Origin of the sequence: Halomonas kalidii, from assembly GCF_030010475.1 — a bacterium.
In the GTDB taxonomy this organism is placed as follows: domain Bacteria; phylum Pseudomonadota; class Gammaproteobacteria; order Pseudomonadales; family Halomonadaceae; genus Halomonas; species Halomonas heilongjiangensis.
Genome location: NZ_JASCQN010000025.1, coordinates 248,121 through 266,062 on the forward strand (window position 1 = coordinate 248,121; position 17,942 = coordinate 266,062).

19 protein-coding genes and 1 pseudogene are annotated in these 17,942 nt (G+C 67.5%); 12 read left to right on the forward strand and 8 right to left on the reverse strand.

All coding sequences use genetic code 11. The features are described 5' to 3' along the window. Positions 1 to 333: 333 nt before the first annotated feature. Genes QLQ85_RS05780 through QLQ85_RS05795 form a run of 4 tightly spaced genes read left to right on the forward strand, consistent with a single transcriptional unit; the run spans position 334 to position 3,732 of the window. The gene (locus QLQ85_RS05780) at positions 334 to 1,500 is read left to right on the forward strand and encodes an FAD-dependent monooxygenase (RefSeq protein WP_282738113.1); all 1,167 of its coding nucleotides are present in this window, start codon (positions 334 to 336) and stop codon (positions 1,498 to 1,500) included. Continuing rightward, positions 1,497 to 2,315 (forward strand): alpha/beta fold hydrolase, encoded by an 819-nt coding sequence (locus QLQ85_RS05785; protein WP_282738114.1) that lies wholly within the window; start codon positions 1,497 to 1,499, stop codon positions 2,313 to 2,315. Before QLQ85_RS05780 ends, QLQ85_RS05785 begins: the two co-directional genes overlap by 4 nt. A 15-nt stretch (positions 2,316 to 2,330) precedes the next feature. Beyond that, on the forward strand, positions 2,331 to 3,083 hold the full coding sequence (locus QLQ85_RS05790) for a maleate cis-trans isomerase family protein (RefSeq protein WP_456070205.1): 753 nt from the start codon (positions 2,331 to 2,333) through the stop codon (positions 3,081 to 3,083). Between the two features lie 10 nt (positions 3,084 to 3,093). After that, on the forward strand, positions 3,094 to 3,732 hold the full coding sequence (locus QLQ85_RS05795; RefSeq protein WP_282738115.1) for an N-carbamoylsarcosine amidohydrolase: 639 nt from the start codon (positions 3,094 to 3,096) through the stop codon (positions 3,730 to 3,732). A gap of 33 nt (positions 3,733 to 3,765) precedes the next feature. Here QLQ85_RS05795 and QLQ85_RS05800 read toward each other — a convergent pair whose 3' ends face one another. Beyond that, a complete protein-coding gene (locus tag QLQ85_RS05800) occupies positions 3,766 to 4,248 on the reverse strand; it encodes a MarR family winged helix-turn-helix transcriptional regulator (protein WP_282738116.1) in 483 nt (160 codons plus the stop codon). 436 nt (positions 4,249 to 4,684) lie between these two features. On the opposite strand from QLQ85_RS05800, the gene QLQ85_RS05805 reads away from it, so the two are divergent. The 3 genes from QLQ85_RS05805 to QLQ85_RS05815 are packed head-to-tail and all read left to right on the forward strand — an operon-like array spanning position 4,685 to position 8,347. Then, positions 4,685 to 6,778, forward strand: a complete 2,094-nt coding sequence (locus QLQ85_RS05805) for a xanthine dehydrogenase family protein molybdopterin-binding subunit (RefSeq protein ID WP_407650352.1) — start codon at positions 4,685 to 4,687, stop codon at positions 6,776 to 6,778. Further along, positions 6,778 to 7,755 (forward strand): XdhC family protein, encoded by a 978-nt coding sequence (locus QLQ85_RS05810; RefSeq protein WP_282738118.1) that lies wholly within the window; start codon positions 6,778 to 6,780, stop codon positions 7,753 to 7,755. The genes QLQ85_RS05805 and QLQ85_RS05810 overlap by 1 nt, the downstream gene beginning before the upstream one ends. Next, positions 7,745 to 8,347: a nucleotidyltransferase family protein gene (locus QLQ85_RS05815; protein WP_282738119.1), complete on the forward strand. Its 603-nt coding sequence runs from the start codon at positions 7,745 to 7,747 to the stop codon at positions 8,345 to 8,347. Before QLQ85_RS05810 ends, QLQ85_RS05815 begins: the two co-directional genes overlap by 11 nt. Here QLQ85_RS05815 and QLQ85_RS05820 read toward each other — a convergent pair. Next, positions 8,308 to 8,616 carry a formate dehydrogenase subunit delta gene (locus QLQ85_RS05820; protein WP_282738120.1) on the reverse strand — a complete coding sequence of 103 codons (309 nt, stop codon included), beginning with the start codon at positions 8,614 to 8,616 and terminating at the stop codon, positions 8,308 to 8,310. The genes QLQ85_RS05815 and QLQ85_RS05820 overlap by 40 nt on opposite strands. Positions 8,617 to 8,639: 23 nt before the next feature. Between QLQ85_RS05820 and QLQ85_RS05825 the strand changes: the two are divergent. After that, positions 8,640 to 9,111, forward strand: a pseudogene (locus QLQ85_RS05825) (substrate-binding domain-containing protein); the annotation flags it as partial. Here QLQ85_RS05825 and QLQ85_RS05830 read toward each other — a convergent pair. The 6 genes from QLQ85_RS05830 to gatC all read right to left on the reverse strand — a co-directional run bounded on the left by QLQ85_RS05830 (position 9,108) and on the right by gatC (position 14,637). Next, positions 9,108 to 9,956 carry a helix-turn-helix transcriptional regulator gene (locus QLQ85_RS05830; protein ID WP_282738121.1) on the reverse strand — a complete coding sequence of 283 codons (849 nt, stop codon included), beginning with the start codon at positions 9,954 to 9,956 and terminating at the stop codon, positions 9,108 to 9,110. The pseudogene QLQ85_RS05825 and the gene QLQ85_RS05830 sit on opposite strands and share 4 nt — an antisense overlap. Before the next feature lie 145 nt (positions 9,957 to 10,101). Beyond that, positions 10,102 to 10,578, reverse strand: coding sequence for a hypothetical protein (locus QLQ85_RS05835; protein ID WP_282738122.1), 477 nt, complete (start codon positions 10,576 to 10,578; stop codon positions 10,102 to 10,104). A gap of 184 nt (positions 10,579 to 10,762) precedes the next feature. Continuing rightward, the gene (locus QLQ85_RS05840; RefSeq protein ID WP_102628509.1) at positions 10,763 to 11,314 is read right to left on the reverse strand and encodes a cupin domain-containing protein; all 552 of its coding nucleotides are present in this window, start codon (positions 11,312 to 11,314) and stop codon (positions 10,763 to 10,765) included. Positions 11,315 to 11,384: 70 nt separating this feature from the next. Further along, positions 11,385 to 12,839 carry an Asp-tRNA(Asn)/Glu-tRNA(Gln) amidotransferase subunit GatB gene (gene gatB / locus QLQ85_RS05845; protein ID WP_282738123.1) on the reverse strand — a complete coding sequence of 485 codons (1,455 nt, stop codon included), beginning with the start codon at positions 12,837 to 12,839 and terminating at the stop codon, positions 11,385 to 11,387. After that, positions 12,839 to 14,299, reverse strand: coding sequence for an Asp-tRNA(Asn)/Glu-tRNA(Gln) amidotransferase subunit GatA (gene gatA, locus QLQ85_RS05850; protein ID WP_282738124.1), 1,461 nt, complete (start codon positions 14,297 to 14,299; stop codon positions 12,839 to 12,841). Before gatA ends, gatB begins: the two co-directional genes overlap by 1 nt. 50 nt (positions 14,300 to 14,349) lie before the next feature. Then, on the reverse strand, positions 14,350 to 14,637 hold the full coding sequence (gatC, locus tag QLQ85_RS05855) for an Asp-tRNA(Asn)/Glu-tRNA(Gln) amidotransferase subunit GatC (RefSeq protein ID WP_102628506.1): 288 nt from the start codon (positions 14,635 to 14,637) through the stop codon (positions 14,350 to 14,352). A gap of 181 nt (positions 14,638 to 14,818) precedes the next feature. Here gatC and QLQ85_RS05860 point away from each other — a divergent pair, with 181 nt between their 5' ends. The 4 genes from QLQ85_RS05860 (at position 14,819) to QLQ85_RS05875 (ending at position 17,922) form a co-directional block, all read left to right on the forward strand. Next, positions 14,819 to 15,856: a rod shape-determining protein gene (locus QLQ85_RS05860; RefSeq protein ID WP_102628505.1), complete on the forward strand. Its 1,038-nt coding sequence runs from the start codon at positions 14,819 to 14,821 to the stop codon at positions 15,854 to 15,856. Positions 15,857 to 15,939: 83 nt separating this feature from the next. Then, positions 15,940 to 16,824: a rod shape-determining protein MreC gene (gene mreC, locus QLQ85_RS05865; protein ID WP_407650345.1), complete on the forward strand. Its 885-nt coding sequence runs from the start codon at positions 15,940 to 15,942 to the stop codon at positions 16,822 to 16,824. After that, positions 16,824 to 17,312 (forward strand): rod shape-determining protein MreD, encoded by a 489-nt coding sequence (mreD, locus tag QLQ85_RS05870; RefSeq protein ID WP_282723596.1) that lies wholly within the window; start codon positions 16,824 to 16,826, stop codon positions 17,310 to 17,312. Before mreC ends, mreD begins: the two co-directional genes overlap by 1 nt. 10 nt (positions 17,313 to 17,322) lie before the next feature. Then, a complete protein-coding gene (locus QLQ85_RS05875; RefSeq protein ID WP_282738125.1) occupies positions 17,323 to 17,922 on the forward strand; it encodes a Maf family protein in 600 nt (199 codons plus the stop codon). The last annotated feature ends 20 nt before the right edge of the window (positions 17,923 to 17,942 follow it).

The window sequence follows — 17,942 nt, forward strand, 5'->3', positions numbered from 1 at the left end:
TATACGCTGTTAATTTCAGGTTTCTACACATATAGCACCTTGAGTCCTATTTCTGCAAGCTGTGATCTTCGTCATGCTTTCCCTTCGAAAATTCACCGTTTCATGGGCGTTGATCAAGTTTTTCCTCTTTTGGTCCTGGTTTGGGTGTTCGGCGCGACGATCGAATAAACGGTGCTTGACGTAAAAAAAAATGGTGTATACGTTGTAATTGAGCCTCGTGTCACCCCCGGCGCGTGCCACATGCTGGAGCGCCCCCGACGAAGAGTTGCTCTGCGCATGCCCTCTGCCCATTGGGCATCGAGGAAGATCAATAAAATCAAATAGGTGGAGTAAATGACCAAGAATCGAAGAATTGCTGTCATCGGTGCAGGTCTCGGAGGCGCTGCAGCGGGTGCGCTCCTGCAGCAGGCTGGCTACGACACAAGGGTCTACGAGCAGGCACCAGCCTTTTCACGGCTGGGCGCCGGTATTCACCTCGGCCCCAACGTCATGAAGGTGATGCGTCGCATCGGCATCGAGGACAAGCTCAACGCCATGGGCTCCCACCCGACGCACTGGTTCAGTCGCGATGGCAGGAGCGGCGAGTACCTGTCGCGCATCCCGCTCGGCGATTTCGCCCGCGAAGAGTACGGTGCGGCCTATATCACCGTGCACCGCGGCGACCTGCATGAGTTGATGGTCAGCACCCTGGATCAGGAGCGGCTCTACTTCGACAAGCGGTTGGTGAACGTCGACGACAGCGGCGACAAGGTGATCATGACCTTCGCCGATGGCACTACCGACGAGGCCGACCTGGTGATCGGCGCCGATGGAGTCAATTCACGCATCCGCGAGAAGCTGCTGGGGCCCGAGGCGCCCACCTACAGTGGCTGGGTCGCCCATCGCGCGATCATCTCGGCGGAGAAGCTCAAGGCCTATGACCTCGACTTCGAGGCGTGCGTGAAGTGGTGGTCGGAGGATCGCCACATGATGGTCTACTTCGTGACCGGCGATGAGAAGCAGTACTACTACGTCACCGGGGTGCCCGAGCCGGAGTGGAATCACGGTACCTCCTTCGTGGACAGCTCTCGTGAAGAGATGCGCAAGGCCTTCGAGGGTTATCACCCCACGGTCCAGGCACTGATCGACTGCACCGAGACGGTCACCAAGTGGCCGCTGCTCGAGCGCAACCCCTTGCCACTGTGGCATGACAACCGCCTGGTGTTGCTTGGCGATGCTTGCCATCCGATGAAGCCGCACATGGCCCAGGGCGCCGCCATGGCCATCGAGGATGCCGCCATGCTGGTGCGCTGCCTGGATGAGGTCGGCGCCGACCGTTATCAGGACGCCTTCGAGCTGTATCGTACCAACCGCTTCGAGCGCGCCTCCCGCGTGCAGAAGGTCTCCCACGACAACACCTGGTTGCGTCAGGACGAAGACCCGGCCTGGGTGTTCGGCTATGACGTCTACGAGGTGCCGCTCAAGCAGCTGCAGCACACCGACGAGGAGAGTCCGGCATGAGCAGCACCTTCCTGTACGGCGCTAACGTCCAGGCCAATGGCATTCGCCAGCACTACCTGCGCTATGGCGGCGAGGCATCGGCCACCCGCCAGCCGCTGGTGCTGATCCCCGGTATCACCAGCCCGGCCGTGACCTGGGGCTTCGTGGCCGAGCGCCTCGGTCGACACTTCGATACCTATGTGCTCGACGTGCGCGGTCGCGGCCTCTCCTCCAGCGGTCCCAAGCTCGCCTACGACACCGATACCTGTGCCGATGACGTGAGCGCGTTCATCGCGGCGCTGGGGCTGGAGCGTGTCATTCTTGCCGGCCACTCCATGGGCGCCCGCTTCGCATTGCGTGCCCTGTCCCGGGGCGCTCGAGACATCGACAAGCTGGTGCTGATCGATCCGCCGGTCTCCGGACCGGGGCGCCGCGAGTACCCCAGCAAGCTGCCCTGGTACGTGGATTCGATCCGCGACTGCATCCGGGGTGCTGATCTCGAGACCATGCGTCGGTACTGCCCGACCTGGAGCGAGGATCAGCTGCGCCTGCGCGCCGAGTGGCTGCATACCTGCTACGAGCCAGCCATCGTCCAGGCCTTCGAGGAGTTCCACAGCGTGGATATTCACCAGGACCTCCCCGGTGTGGCGGTACCGACGCTGTTGATCTGCGCCGGCAAGGGCGGGGTGATTCAGGATCAAGATCGTGCCGAGATCCGCGACCTGCTGCCATCGATTCGCATCACCACCGCCGAGCGGGCGGGACACATGATTCCCTGGGACGACTACGAGGGCTTCTTCGCCGCCTTCGAGGACTTCCTGGGCACTGAACTCTGAGGGAGGCCTTGCGCCATGACCAAGACATACCGTATCGGCCAGATCGTACCCAGTTCCAACATCACCATGGAGACGGAAATTCCCGCCATGCTGGCTGCGAGGCAGCTGATTCGCCCCGAGCGTTTCACTTTCCACTCCAGCCGCATGCGCATGAAGACCGTGAGCAAGGATGAGCTGGCTGCCATGGATGCCGAGTCCGACCGCTGTGCGCTGGAGCTCTCCGACGCGGCAGTGGACGTGATGGGCTATGCCTGCCTGGTGGCGATCATGTCCATGGGACCGGGATACCACCGCGAATCCCAGCGGCGCCTGCGCAGCCGCACCGAGGAGAACGGTTGCGATACCCCGGTGGTGACCAGCGCCGGCGCCCTGGTGGATGCCCTGGGCGTCATGGGGGCCAAGCGCGTCGTGGTGGTGGCCCCCTACATGAAGCCACTCACCGAGATGGTGGTGGATTATATCCGTGAGGAGGGCGTCGAGGTGGTCGACTACCGCGCGCTAGAGATTCCCAACAACCTCGACGTGGCTCGCCACAATCCTGCCAATTTGCCGGAGATTGTCGCCGGACTCGACTACAGCGATGTGGATGCCATCGTGCTCTCTGCTTGTGTGCAGATGCCCTCGCTGGCCGCCGTCTCCAAGGTTGAAGCGATCACTGGCAAGCCGGTGGTCACCGCGGCCATCGCCACTACCTATGCCATGCTCAAGGCCCTCGATCTCGAACCGGTGGTGCCGGGAGCCGGCGCTCTGCTGTCGGGCGCCTACTGAGGAGACCGTCATGACGCAACATGCTCAGGAAGCCAGTGACAACTACAAGGGCGTCTGGGATGGCCGGATCGGTTTCGGTGACAAGGCCGCTCTGTTGGTTGTCGACTTCATGCATGGGTACACCACGCCTGGCTCGCCGCTATACGCTCCGGGTGTGGTAGAGGCAGTGGCCAGGATGCCGCGGCTGTTGGCGGCGGCGCGCGAGGCCCGCGTGCCGGTTATCCATACCAATATCCTTTACCAGGCGCCGGACCAATGTGACGGCGGCATCTGGGTCAAGAAAGCACCGGTAATGCGCACCATGGTGCCGGGCAACCCCTATGCAACATTCTGCGAGGAGGTGATCCCGTCTGACGATGAGTTGGTGATCACCAAGCAGTACGCCAGCGCCTTCTTTGGCACCTCGCTGGCCTCGACGCTGGTGGCCATGGGGGTGGATACCCTGATCCTGACCGGCTGCTCGACCAGCGGCTGCATTCGTGCCACCGCCGTGGACGGCCTGCAGCATGGCTTCCGCGTGATGGTGGTGCGCGATTGCGTAGGTGATCGCCACCCCGCCCCCCACGAGGCCAACCTGTTCGATATCGACAGCAAGTACGGCGACGTGGTCTCCCTCGACGAGACGCTGGACCACTTGCGGGCTGACTGACCCGACCCGGCCGACAGCGGCCGGGCAGCCACCTCAGGCGTCGGTGTTCATCTTCTCCAGCAGATGCATCAGGGCGATGCGCTCGGCGGGATTGAGGTTGCTCATGGTCTGATCGCTGATCTGCTTGGCGATGGGCACCATGGTCTCGACCAGGGTCTCACCCGCCTCGGTGATGACCACCATCACCTTGCGCTGGTCGCTGGGATCGGTGGTCAGAGTGATCCACTCTCGCGCCTTGAGCCGCTTGATCACACCGCGGATCGTGGCGGGGTCAATGGCGGTGGCATTGACGATCTCGGTGAGCGAGCTTGGTCCACGCTCCATGACCGTGCACAGGGTGACGAACTGGATCGCGGTCAGCTGTTTGTCACAACTGTGGCGCTGGAAGATCGCCGTATGGCGCTGGTAGGCCTTGCGCAGCAGGTGACCGACCTGTTCGGAGAAGTCATAACCCTGCTCGGCGGGGGTTCGGTGGTCGCTGGACATGGCGGCGTGAGCTGGCGTTTCTGTAGTCATGAAGCATCCTTGGTGTGCTGCCGACAACCTATGGTTGTCGCGGTCTCACCGCCCAGTATGGCTCTGGTGGGGCAGAGCGGCCGCGAGTGTCAACGCGGGCGAGACATAGGCTTGCAGGCGATGGGAAAGCTGTGCTTATTTATGGTGTATACACTATAACTAAATGACGGGAAGGGCAAGCTGGTCTCCCCCTTCCATGCGATGCCGGTGTCACCAACGTATCGCGCTCCTGGCCACCGATAACAGCATTGAGGCTTGAATGGCGTCCACAACACTGCCGGATCGACACGCGCTCCTCCACGGGACCGACCTACTGGTGGTCTACCGAGAGCCTGTGGTTCCGCCCAAGCCGGCGCCGGGCCAACCGGGCACACACTCTGACTTTATACCCACGGAACCCGAGTTCTTCATCGCCGTGCTCGCGGATGGTCGGGTGATGGCCTTCAACGGCCACGTGGATCTGGGTACCGGCATTCGCACGGCCCTGTCCCAGATCGTCGCTGAGGAGCTGGAGGTCGCCTTCGAACGGGTCACTATGGTGCTGGGCCATCCCTTCGAGGTACCCAACCAGGGGCCGACCATCGCCAGCGCTACCATCCAGATCACCGCCGAGCCGTTGCGGCGTGCGGCGGCCCAGGCTCGCGAATACTTGCTGGATCTGGCGACTAGCCACTTTGGCGTAGAGCGGGGCGGCCTGCGTTGTGTAGAGGGAACCATCCTGCCGCTCGAGGGTGATCGACCCGCCGTGAGTTACGGTGAACTTCTCCACGGCGAGCGTCATGCCTTGAAGCTCGCCGATGAGGTACCGCTCAAGCCGGCCGGCGACTATCGGCTGGTAGGGCGGGCGGCGCCGCGGGTGGACATTCCCGACAAGGCCGTCGGCAAGCTGACTTTCGTGCATGACCTGCGCCTGCCCGGCATGCTGCACGGTCGAGTGATCCGCCCGCCCTATACCGGCCATGATCGCGGCGACTTCATCGGCACCAGCCTGGTGGCGGTGGATGAGGCCTCGGTGGCCGGCATGCCTGGGCTGATCCAGGTGGTGGTGATCGGCGATTTCGTGGGCGTAGTCGCCGAGCGTGAGGAGCAGGCCGCGGCGGCGGCCAGGCGGCTCAAGGTCACCTGGCGCGAGCCGGAGGGCTTACCCCGGCTCGACGATCTGGAACAGGCCCTGCGAGAGTTGCCGGCCCAACGGCGCCCCTTGCTGGAGGAGGGCGACGTGGAGGGAGCGCTGGCCCGGGCTGCGCATCGTGTATCTCGCACCTATGTCTGGCCGTTTCAACTGCACGGCTCCATCGGCCCCTCCTGCTCGGTGGCCGACTTTCGTGACGACCGGCTGCAGGTGTGGTCCGGCACCCAGAATCCCCACAGCCTGCGCGCAGACCTGTCGCGGCTGATGGGGCTCGACGAGGGCGTGATCACCATCACTCGCATGGAAGCCGCCGGCTGTTACGGTCGCAACTGTGCCGACGATGTGGGGGCCGATGCTGCGCTACTGTCTCGCGCGGTGGGGCGGCCGGTGCGGGTACAGCTGACCCGGAAGCAGGAGCATGGCTGGGAGCCCAAGGGCGCGGCCCAGTTGATGGAGGTCCAGGGGGGCCTGAACGCCGATGGCAGCCCCGCCGCCTATCGCTTCGTTGCCCGCTATCCCTCGAACAATGCCCCGACCCTGGCCCTGCTGCTGACCGGCATCGTCAAACCCAGCGATATCCCCTTCGAGATGGGGGATCGTACCTCGGTCCCGCCTTATCGCTACCCGCATCGGCAGATCGCCTGCGATGACGTGCCGACCCTGGTGCGCGCCTCCTGGTTGCGCGGCGTCTCGGCCATGCCCAACACCTTCGCGCATGAGAGCCATATCGACGAACTGGCCCAGCTGGCCGGCGAGGATCCGGTGGCCTATCGGCTGCGCTACCTGGCCGACCCGCGCGCGGTGGATCTGACCGAGGCCGTGGCAGCGCGAGCGGGCTGGCAGCCCCGGGTCGCCCATTCCGCGCCCCGGATGGTCGAGGGTTGGCACCATGGGCGAGGGGTGGCCTACGCCCAGTACGTGCACAGCCAGTTTCCCGGCTTTGGCGCGGCCCTGGCGGCCTGGGTGGTGGAGCTGAAGGTGCACCCCGAGAGCGGACGCATCGTCATCGAGCGGCTGGTCGTGGGCCAGGACGCCGGTCTCATGGTCAATCCGGCCGGCGTGCGTCACCAGGTGCATGGCAATGTCATCCAGACGCTGAGCCGGACCCTCAAGGAGCGGGTCGCCTTCGAGGACGGCCTGCCGGTGAGCCGGGAGTGGGGCGGCTATCCGATCCTGCGGTTCTCCGAGCTGCCCGAGATCGACGTCATGCTCCTCGAGCGCCCCGAGGCACCGCCGCTGGGGGTCGGAGAATCCACGTCACTGCCCGGCGCTCCGGCCATCGCCAACGCCCTGTACGATGCCACCGGGGTGCGCTTCACCCGCCCCCCCTTCACACCGGAGGTGGTGCGCCGCACCCTGGCCGCTGCTCGGTCGGCGCCGGTTGAGGCGATCGGCTGATGCAGCATCTCGACTTGCAGGTCATCGAGCGCGCCCTGCAGTGGGCCAACCGGGGCCATCGTCTGTGGCTGTGCACGGTGCTGGCCACCTTCGGCTCGTCCCCCCGGGAGCCCGGCGCCATGCTGGTGGCACGCCAGGATGGTGAGCACCTGGGGTCGCTGTCCGGTGGCTGCGTGGAGGAGGACTTTCTCGAGCGGCTGCACCAGGGGGAATTCAGCGAGCCGGTGCAACGGGTGCGGTATGGCGGCCAGGGGAATGCACCGGGGTCGAGCCGTGTGCGGTTGCCCTGTGGGGGCAGCCTGGAGGTGCTGGTAGAGCGGCTGGAGCCCGACGCGGCCACCCTGACCCACCTGGAGGTGGTGCATGCCACCCTGCTCGGCCGACGAGCCCTGATTCGGCGTGTACCGCTGGATGGTCGCGGGGCGCATTTCGTGCTGGCCGAGGCGCCGGGGCCCGCCATTCTGCGGGAGGAGGGCATCATCGGCGTGCGCCTCGGCCCGGCACTGCGCCTGATCATCGCGGGTATCTCACCGGTCTCCCAGGCCTGTGCCAGCTTCGCCAGTACCCTGGGCTTCGAGGTCATCGTCTGCGATCCCCGGGAGGAGGCGCGCCGGGGGTTTGCGGTACCGGGGGTGGAGGTGCAGGCGGTGATGCCCTCGACCTTCATCGCTTCGGGCGGCTGCCATGCCGCCACCGCCGTGGTGGCCCTGACCCATGATCCGCGCATCGACGATCTGGCGATGATCGAGGCCGTGCGCACCGAGGCCTTCTATATCGGCGTCATGGGCTCGCGGCAGACCTCGCGCCAGCGCGAGGCGCGGCTGCGCCGTTCGGGGGGGCTCGGCCCCGAGCAGATCGCCCGGATCACGATGCCCATTGGCCTTGGTCTCGGCAGCAAGACGCCGGCCGAAATCGCCTTGGCGGTCATGGCCGATATCGTTCGGGTCCATCGGGGCAAGGCGCGAGATGCGCTCTAGGCACTCATTGGCCCTGATCATGGCGGCGGGGCACTCCCGGCGCTTCGGCAGTGACAAGCGACTGGCGCGGCTCGCCGATGGTCGCACGCTGCTCGCCACCACCCTGGCCGCCGCCATGGACGCCTTCGAGCAGGTAAGGGTGGTGGTGAATGCCCAGGTGGCACCCGCCGATCTGGGGATTCCCGAGGCCATGGCGCTGGTCATCCGTCCCGCGGCCCCGGTGGGGCTTGGAGGCAGCATCGCCCATGCCTTCCGGGAACTCGACCAGCCGTTGTCGCGCTGTGATGTCGACAGCGTCGCCATCTGGCTGGGCGATATGCCCTGGGTGAGGCCCGAAACCTGCCAGCGGTTGGATCGACGAGCCGCGGCCAACACCATCGTCAGACCTCTCTACGGCGAGACTCCCGGACATCCGGTCTTCTTCGGTCGTGACTTCTGGCCTGCCCTGGCCGCCAACCTGGATGATCTGGGGGCCAGGCCGGTTCTCGCCCGGTTCGCCGACAGGGTGATTGCCGTGCCGGTAGCGGATCCGGGGGTGATCCGCGATATCGACTACCCGAGTGCAAATCCGGGATCGGAGTCGGCGTCCTGAGTCGTGGCGGAGACTTGACCGGTCGCCTGGAGTTTCCGCTCCGCCAGCCGTACGGCCAGCTGCCGTGCGGCGCGCCGCGCCAGTGGCACCAGCTCGGTATTCTCCTCCTCCAGGCAGGCGATCAGGCGCCGCTTCATGGGCCGGGCCCAGAAGGTCTCCAGGTGGTGGCAGATGCCCGCCACGGCTTCGTCCTCGCGCCGGCCGCCGCTCAGGTTGGCGGCGATCTGGTTGGCCATGCGCACCAGGTGCGCGTCGTTGTGTAACGACATCTTCGCTTCCTCAGCCATGGGCCCGGGGGCGGAGGGCGCGGCTCTCGCCGCTGGGCGAGAAGCTGCTGTGGGCCGAGCAGCGGGTGATCGCCCGCCTGGGCCCGCAGCTGGAGAGCCTGGGCTCGGACTCAACCTGGCCATCCAGCAGCAGCTGGAGGGGGTACCGCCGGTGCTGCGCCTGCATGCCAGTCACGGCTTCGCCGTGGAGCTGCTGCCTATGTGGCCGCCGGCATGGCCGATGCGGGCTTCGGGGTGGAGGCGGCGGCGCGGCGCTTCGGGCTCGACTTCGTGCCCCTGGCCACCGAGGACTACCTGCTGGTCTGCCATCAGCGCAGCCTGGCGGAACCGCGCTTCGCCTCCCTGCTCGAGGTGCTGCGCGGTGCTACCTTCCACGAGGACATCGCGGCCCTGCCGGGGTATGTCCCGCACCGCTGTGGTGAGGTGACGACGGTCGAGGGACTGTTCGAGGAGGCGTGGCGCGCCGGGACGAGCTAACCGCCACGCTGGCGCGAGACCAGCGCCACGTGGTCGAGGAACAGCCGGAACAGCTGCGACTGGCTGGAGACCTCGAGGCGCTGGTAGATGTGCTTGCGGTGGACCTTGACGGTGCCGTCGCTGATGGCGAGCTCCCGGGCGGCCGACTTGGTGGAGTGGCCGGCGAGCAGCAGGCGCACGATCTCCTGCTCGCGGGCGGTCAGCACGCCGGCACCGAAGCTGGCGAAGGCGGCCTCCACCGGGGCCTGTGCCTCCAGATGCTGCTGGAACTGCCCGCCCTGCCATTTCCAGTAGTCGATCAGCAGGGCCTCGATGACCGGCGAGACGTTGCGTAGCGCCTGCAGCGCCCGCCGCTTGAGCGGCATGTCCGTCCGGAAGCCCAGCGACACCACGATCACCACGTCTTCCGTCACCCGGGCGAAGAGCCCGACCTCGTCCACCAGCCCCAGGGCACGGTAGTAGTGGGCATAGTAGTCGCTCGACTCGAAGCGGTCCGGCGCCAGCTCCCGCAGCCGGTGGGCGCCCCGGTCGAGGCCCTCGCGCACCGCGGTGAAGAAGGGGTCGAGCAGGTAGGCCTCGCTGAGATAGCGGTCGATGCCCTGTGCGCGACTCTCCGCCGGGTAGTCGTCGTGGATCAGCAGCGGTCGCTGGCGGCCGTGGTAGGTGTTGATCAGGATGGTGTCGAAGGGAACCAGCGCTCTCAGGGTCTGCTCCAGCCGGGCGGGGAGGTCCCGGCTGGCTGCCGCCTGGATCAGGCCGGCCAGGTGCCGGTGCCAGCCGGCACTGCCGCGGCCGGCAAGGAAGTCGCGGTCAAGCTCGCCGGTGGGCGGCGGGGGGTGTTTCATGGGTTACTCGTGACGGGAGGCGGTCGCCAGACGATACCTTACGGGATGGCGATGACCAAGCCGGCGTCCGAGTCGCGATAGCGGAAACGACAAGGCCGGCTCCCGGGAGCCGGCCTTGTCGTGGCTAAGGGACGTGCGCAGGCGATCAGTTGCGGCCGCCGCCGGCACCACCGGCACCACCGGCACCACCGGCACCACCACCGCCGCCGGCACCACCGGCACCACCACCGCCGCCGGCACCACCGCCGCCGCCGCCGGCACCACCACCGCCGCCGGTGTTACCGCTGCCCATGCCGCCGGCACTGCTGCGGCCATCGGAGGCGGTAGCGCCCATGCTGCCGGCCCCGTCGCGGGCCTCGGTGCTGCGGCCGTCGCTGGCGGTGTCGCTGACGGCCTGGCCGTCGACGCCGCCCTCAGTGACCGCCTCGCGAGCCGTCTCCAGGCCGAAGACGGCGGCATCCGGGTTCTGCTCGATGGCGGTATCGAGATTCTCCTGGGCCTGCCCGGTGGCGGCGGGCTCGCTCTCCTCCACGACCACCTCGCCATCGGCGTCCTGGGCCATCACGGCCAGGGGCAGCAGCCCGATGGCCAGGGCCAGGGGAATCAGGGTGCGAGTCTTCATGTCATGTCCTCCTTCGGTAAGGCAGCGCATCCGCTGCGATGGGCATGAGTCCGCCCTCGACAACGTCTCTCCCTTCGGACACCTGCAGCCGGCCTCTTGTCGATCGGGCCCTGGTGGCAGGATGCGGCACAACCGGGCGGCCGGCAAGTGCCCGCTCTGCGCGCCAGGAGGCTGGAGCAGGGCGTCAGAACGCCCTGGCGGGGGTCGCGCAGCTGACCAGGCGGCAGGGGGCCTCGCCGGGGTTGCGGAAGCGATGGGGAACGTTGGTCTCGAAGTAGTAGGCCTCGCCGGGGCCGAGCCGCCGGGTGTCGGCGCCGATGGTGATCTCGATCTCGCCCTCCAGCACCACCCCGGCTTCCTCGCCCTGGTGGGTGATCATCTCGCGGCCGGTGTCGGCGCCGGCCGGGTAGGTCTCGATCATGAACGACAGGGCGCGGTCGTGGCGGTTGGCGCCCACCAGCTTGTAGATGACGTCGCCGCTGCCGACGTCGGCCAGTTCGTCGGCCGAGTAGAACACCTGCCGGCGGCTCTCCAGGTCCATGGTGAAGAAGTCCCCGACGCTCATGGGAATGGCGTCGAGGATCTTCTTCAGCGAGCTGACCGAGGGGCTGACCTTGCCCTGCTCGATCAGCGACAGGCTGGAGTGGGTGACGCCACAACGCTTGGCGAGCTCGCGCTGGGAGATCCCGCGCAGGGTGCGCAGGGCGCGCAAGCGGGCGCCCACATCGTCCGACATCCGAATGTCCTCTTGTTCCGGCGGTGGCCGTCGCCCGGCAGCGTCCGGGCGACACTTCTCCCGTCGCGTCTCAGCAGAGCGCGTCGAGCTTCTCCTTGAGAAGCGCGTTGACCTGCTGCGGGTTGGCGGTGCCGCGCGAGGCCTTCATCACCTGGCCGACGAAGTAGCCGATCATCTTGCCGCGCTTGTCGGGCTCGGCATCACGGTACTGGGCCACCTGGGCGGGACTCTCCGCGATCACCCGGTCGATCATCGCCTCGATGGCGCCGCTGTCGGTGACCTGCTTGAGGCCCTTGGCCGCGATCACCTCGTCGGCGCTGGCGCCCTCGCCGTTCCACAACGCCTGGAAGACCTGCTTGGCGGCCTTGCCGTTGATGGTGTCGTCGATCACCCGGGCCACCAGCTCGCCGAGTCGGTCGGCGGAGACGGGACTGTGCTGGATCGGCAGGCCCTCGCGGTTCAGGGCGCCTGAGAGTTCGCCCTGCACCCAGTTGGCGGCCTGCTTGGCGTCGCCGCAGACCTCCTTGACCCGCTCGAAGTACTCGGCCATCTCGCGGCTCGCCGAGAGCACCCCGGCATCGTAGGCGGAGAGGCCCAGCTCGCTCTCGAAGCGGGCGCGCTTGTCGGCGGGCAGTTCCGGCAGGGTCTCGCGCAGGTGGTCGACATAGGCCCGGTCGAGCACCACCGGCAGCAGGTCGGGGCAGGGGAAGTAACGGTAGTCGTTGGCCTCCTCCTTGGTGCGCATGCTGCGGGTCTCGTCGCGCTCGGGATCGAACAGGCGAGTCTCCTGGATCACCTGGCCGCCGTCCTCGAGGAGCTCGACCTGGCGCTCCACCTCGAAGGCGATGGCGCGTTCGACGAAGCGGAAGGAGTTGACGTTCTTGATCTCGGCGCGGGTGCCGAAGGCCTCCTGGCCGACCGGGCGCACCGAGACGTTGACGTCGCAGCGCATCGACCCCTCGGCCATGTTGCCGTCGGAAATCCCCAGATAGGTGACGATCGAATGGATCGCCTTGAGGTAGGCGGCGGCCTCCTTCGCCGAGCGCAGGTCCGGCTCGGAGACGATCTCCAGCAGCGGGGTGCCGGCGCGGTTGAGGTCGACCCCGGTCATGCCGTGGAAGTCCTCGTGCAGCGACTTGCCGGCGTCCTCCTCGAGGTGGGCGTGATGCACCCGGACGCGCTTGGTGCTGCCGTCGTCGAGGGTGATCTCCACCTCGCCGGCGCCGACGATGGGGTGGTACATCTGGCTGGTCTGGTAGCCCTTGGGCAGGTCGGGATAGAAGTAGTTCTTGCGATCGAACACCGAGACCTCGGGGATCTCGGCGTGGATCGCCAGGCCGAACTGCACCGCCATGGCGACCGCGGCCTCGTTGAGCACCGGCAGCACGCCGGGCAGCCCCAGGTCGACGGCGCAGGCCTGGGTGTTGGGCTCGGCGCCGAAGGCGGTGGAGGCGCCGGAGAAGATCTTGGAGCGGGTGGCGAGCTGGACGTGCACCTCCAGCCCGATCACGGTTTCCCATTGCATCAGACGGTCTCCTCGGCGATGGCCGGACGGCGGCGGTGCCAGTCGGTGGCCTGCTGGAAGCGGTGCGCGACGTTGAGCAGGCGCGCCTCGGCGAAGTGGGTGCCGAGGATCTGCAGCCCCACCGGGCGACGCCCCGCGAAGCCGGCCGGCACGCTGATGCCGGGGATGCCGGCCAGGTTGACGGCGATGGTGTAGATGTCCTGCAGGTACATCGACACCGGATCCTTGTTGGCGCCCAGGTCGAAGGCCGGAGTCGGCGAGGCCGGCCCCATCAGCACGTCGACCTCCTCGAAGGCGTCGAGGAAGTCCTGGCGGATCAACCGGCGGACCTGCTGGGCCTTCTTGTAGTAGGCGTCGAAGAAGCCCTCGGAGAGAGTGTGGGTGCCGATCAGGATGCGTCGCTTGACCTCCTCGCCGAAGCCCTCGGCCCGCGACCGCTTGTAGAGGTCGATCAGGTCCTGCGGGTTGTCGCAGCGATGCCCGAAGCGCACCCCGTCGTAGCGCGACAGGTTGGAGGAGGCCTCGGCCGGGGCGATCACGTAGTAGGCCGGTATCGCGTAGTGGGTATGCGGCAGGCTGACCTCGCGCACGCTGGCCCCCAGCGACTCGTAGACCTTCACCGCCTCGCGCACCGCGGCCTCCACCACGGGGTCGAGGCCGTCGCCGAAGTATTCGCGCGGCAGGCCGATCTTCAGGCCGGTCAGGGGGGCCTCGAGCTCCCCGGTGTAGTCGGGCACCCCGCGGGCCACGCTGGTGGAGTCGCGCAGGTCATGGCCGGCAATGGCGCCGAGCAGCCGGGCGCAGTCCTCGGCCGTGCGCGCCATGGGGCCGGCCTGGTCGAGGCTCGAGGCGTAGGCGATGATGCCGTAGCGCGAGACCCGGCCGTAGGTGGGCTTGAGGCCGGTGATGCCGCAGAAGGCCGCCGGCTGGCGGATCGAGCCGCCGGTGTCGGTGCCCATGGCGGCGGGTACCAGGCCGGCGGCCACCGCGGCGGCGCTGCCGCCGGAGGAGCCGCCGGGCACCGCGGCGGGGTCCCAGGGGTTCTTCACCGGGCCGTAGTAGCTGTTCTCGTTGGAGGAGCCCATGGCGAACTCGTCCATGTTGGTCTTGCCCAGGCTCACGGTGCCGGCGACGGCGAGCTTCTCGACCACGGTGGCGTCATAGGGGGCGACGAAGTTGTCGAGCATCCTCGAGCCGGCACTGGTCTTGACGCCCTCGGTGCAGAAGATGTCCTTGAGCGCCAGGGGCACGCCGGTCAGCGGGCCGGCCTTGCCCGCCGCGCGGGCGGTATCGGCCCGATCCGCCGCCTCCAGCGCGGTTTCCGGTGTAATGGTGATAAAGCTGTTGAGGTCGTCGTCGAAGCGGGCGATGCGGGCGAGCAGGTGCGCCGTCAACTCGCGGCTCGAGAACTCGCCGGCCTCGAGGGCGGTGGCGAGTTCGGTGAGTGTCTTGTCATGCATGGGCCAAGGGCTCCGTCAAAGCTTGCCGGGAACGGAAGGTGCCGGGAGAGTCATTCCACTACCCGGGGGACCAGGTAGAGGCCCTTCTCGACCGCGGGAGCGCAGCGCTGGAAATCGTCGCGGCGGTTTGGCTCGGTGACCTCGTCGGCGCGCAGGCGCTGGGTGGCGTCCAGTGGGTGGGCGAGGGGGGCGACGTCGGCGGTATCCAGGCTCTGCAACTGGTCGACCATCGCGAGGATGCGGCCGAGGTCGTCCACGTAGCGGGCTGCCTCGTCGTCGTTCAGGCCGAGCCGGGCGAGATGGGCGGCCCGCATCACCTCTGCGTGTTCAAGCGCCATGATCAGGGTTCCTCGAACGGGGTGGGTCATGGAAATGACCGCAAAAGGTACCACATCCGGCGCCCCGCTGGCAGGTCCGGCGGGCGTCCCATGCCGGGGGCTTTCGCTTGCTGCTGGGGGGCCGCGGTGATACCGTTTGCATCCGCATAGGGTTCCCGGACTGCACTAGGTAACGACTTCCATGTTCAAACGCTTGAGGGGGCTGTTTTCCAGCGATCTGTCGATCGACCTGGGCACGGCCAATACGCTGATTTACGTGCGCGGTCGCGGCATCGTGCTCGATGAGCCATCGGTCGTGGCGATCCGCCAGTCCGGCAACATGCGCAGCGTGGCCGCGGTCGGTTCCGACGCCAAGCGCATGCTGGGCCGTACCCCCGGCAACATCACCGCCATCCGCCCGATGAAGGACGGGGTGATCGCCGACTTCACCGTCACCGAGCAGATGCTCCAGCACTTCATCCGCAAGGTGCACCAGAGCACCTTCCTGACGCCGAGCCCGCGGGTGCTGGTCTGCGTGCCCTGCATGTCGACCCAGGTCGAGCGTCGTGCCATCAAGGAGTCGGCCGAAGGCGCCGGGGCACGTGAGGTGTTCCTGATCGAGGAGCCCATGGCGGCGGCCATCGGTGCCGGCCTGCCCGTCGAGGAGGCCCAGGGCTCGATGGTGGTGGACATCGGCGGCGGTACCAGCGAGATCGCCATCATCTCGCTCAATGGCATCGTCTACTCCGAGTCGATCCGTGTCGGCGGCGACCGCTTCGACGAGGCGATCACCGCCTACGTGCGACGCCACTACGGTAGCCTGATCGGCGAAGCCACCGCCGAGCGCATCAAGGAGGAGATCGGCTGTGCCTATCCGGGCGGCGAGCTGCGCGAGATCGATGTGCGCGGCCGCAACCTGGCGGAGGGCATCCCGCGGAGCTTCACCCTCAACTCCCACGAGATCCTCGATGCATTGCAGGAGACGCTGGCCTCCATCGTCTCGGCGGTGAAGAACGCCCTCGAGCAGTCACCCCCCGAGCTCGCCTCCGACATCGCCGAGCGCGGCCTGGTGCTGACCGGTGGCGGCGCGCTGCTGCGCGACCTGGACAAGCTGATCGCCGAGGAGACCGGGCTGCCGGTGATCGTCGCCGAGGATCCGCTGACCTGTGTGGCACGGGGGGGCGGCAAGGCCCTGGAGATGATCGACCAGCATACCTTCGAACTGCTGTCCAGCGACTGACGCTCTGAGCAGGACGCAGGCCTGGTGCGGGGGGATCGACTATTAAACCGCTGTTCTCGCACGGACCGCTGCCCGTCTATCGCATGCTGCTGTGCGCGTTGGCGGCATCCGTGCTGATGTTCGTCGACACACGATTCACGCGCATGGAGGCCGTCCGTGCCCAGCTCTCCACCCTGGTGGCCCCTATCCAGTGGGTAGTCAGCGTCCCGAGTGACGTCCTCAACTGGGGCTCGCTGGCACTCTCCGACCAGCGGGCACTGGTGGACGAGAATCGTCGACTGCGCGAACAGATCCTGACGCTCTCGCATCGGGTGCAGCGCATGGCCAGCCTGACCGCCGAGAACGTGCGCCTGCGCGAGCTGTTGGCGGCCGCCGGTCAGAACGACGTGCCCTTCATCACCGGCGAGCTGCTGTCGCTGGATTCCGATCCCTTCTCCTACCAGATGGTGATCGACCGGGGGCGACGCAACGGCGCCTATGTGGGACAGCCGGTGATGGACGCCTCGGGGCTGGTCGGCCAGGTCACGGCGGTATCGGCCTACTCCAGCCGCGTGCTGTTGCTGGCCGATGCCAGCCATGCGCTGCCGGTGCAGGTCAATCGCAACGGCCTGCGCTTCATCGTCCAGGGCACCGGCAACTACCAGGGCCTGAACGTGTTGCATGTCCCCGACACCGCCGACATCCGCGAGGGCGACCTGCTGGTCACCTCGGGCCTGGCTGGCCGCTTTCCCGCCGGTTATCCGGTGGCGCGGGTCGCCGAGGTGGTCCACGACCCCGGTCAGCCCTTCGCCCGCGTCACGGCCACTCCGGTGGCCCAGCTGCAGCGCTCGCGTCACTTCATGCTGCTCTTTCCACCGCCCGCGGCCCCGGTGCCGGACGAGGACGGCTGGGAGCTGGAGCTCTCCGTGGAGGCGAGGGAGGCGGCCCGCCGGCTCGTTGGCCTACCCGACGCCAAGGAGGAGCCCTGATGCCCACCTCGTCGTCTGCCAGCCTGCTCTGGATCTGGCTGACCCTGCTGCTGGCGCTCTGCCTGCAGGTGATGCCGCTGGCCGATGGCTGGCAGATCTGGCGCCCGGACTGGCTCGGCCTGATGCTGATCTACTGGTGTATGAAGGCACCGCTGCGGGTCGGCGTGCTGCACGGCTTCGCGCTGGGCATTCTGCTCGACCTGATCGAAGGCGTCACGCTAGGGCAGAACGCGCTGATCCTGTCGCTGCTGGCCTTCCTCTGTGCGCTGGTCTACCCGCGCTTCCGAGCCTATTCGCAGCTCCAGCAGGCGGTGCTGATCTTCGTCCTGCTCGGTACCGTGCAGCTCGCCGAACAGTGGCTGCGCACCCTGCTGGGTCCCTTCTCCATTCATCTGTCGTTCCTGCTGCCCTCGCTGATCGGCGCGGCACTCTGGCCCTGGCTGACCACGCTGTTCGAGGCCCTGGGCCGCCGGCTGGCGAGGGAGTGATGGAGGCGCCATGACCGCTCACCTCTGCCTCGCCTCCGCCTCGCCCCGCCGCCGCGAACTGCTGGATTCGATCGGCGTGCCGGTCGAGGTGTGCCCGGTGGACGTCGACGAGACGCCGCTGCCCGGAGAGGCGCCCGCCGACTACGTGGCCCGTCTGGCACGGGCCAAGGCCCAGGCCGGGGCGCGGCACTCGCCGCTACCGACGCTCGGCGCCGATACCGCCGTGGTGCGCGACGGGGAGATCCTCGGCAAGCCCCGCGACCGGGAGCACGCCGCCGCCATGCTGCGTTCGCTGTCGGGGCGTGACCACGAGGTGCTCACCGCGGCGGCGGTAACCGGACCCGCGGGGCTGCTCGAGGCCTGTGTCTCGTCCCGCGTCGTCATGCGCGCGATCGGCGCTGCCGAGATCGACGCCTACTGGGACTCCGGAGAGCCCGCGGACAAGGCGGGAGGGTACGCCATCCAGGGGTTCGCGGCGGTGTTCGTCGCGTGCATCGAGGGCAGCCATTCGGCGGTGGTGGGGCTGCCGCTGTTCGAGGTCGCGGCCATGCTGGCGCGCCAGGGCGTGCCGATCTGGGGCGGGGCCTTCCGGGACGGGGCTATGTCATAATGTTTTCAGAGACCTCTGGA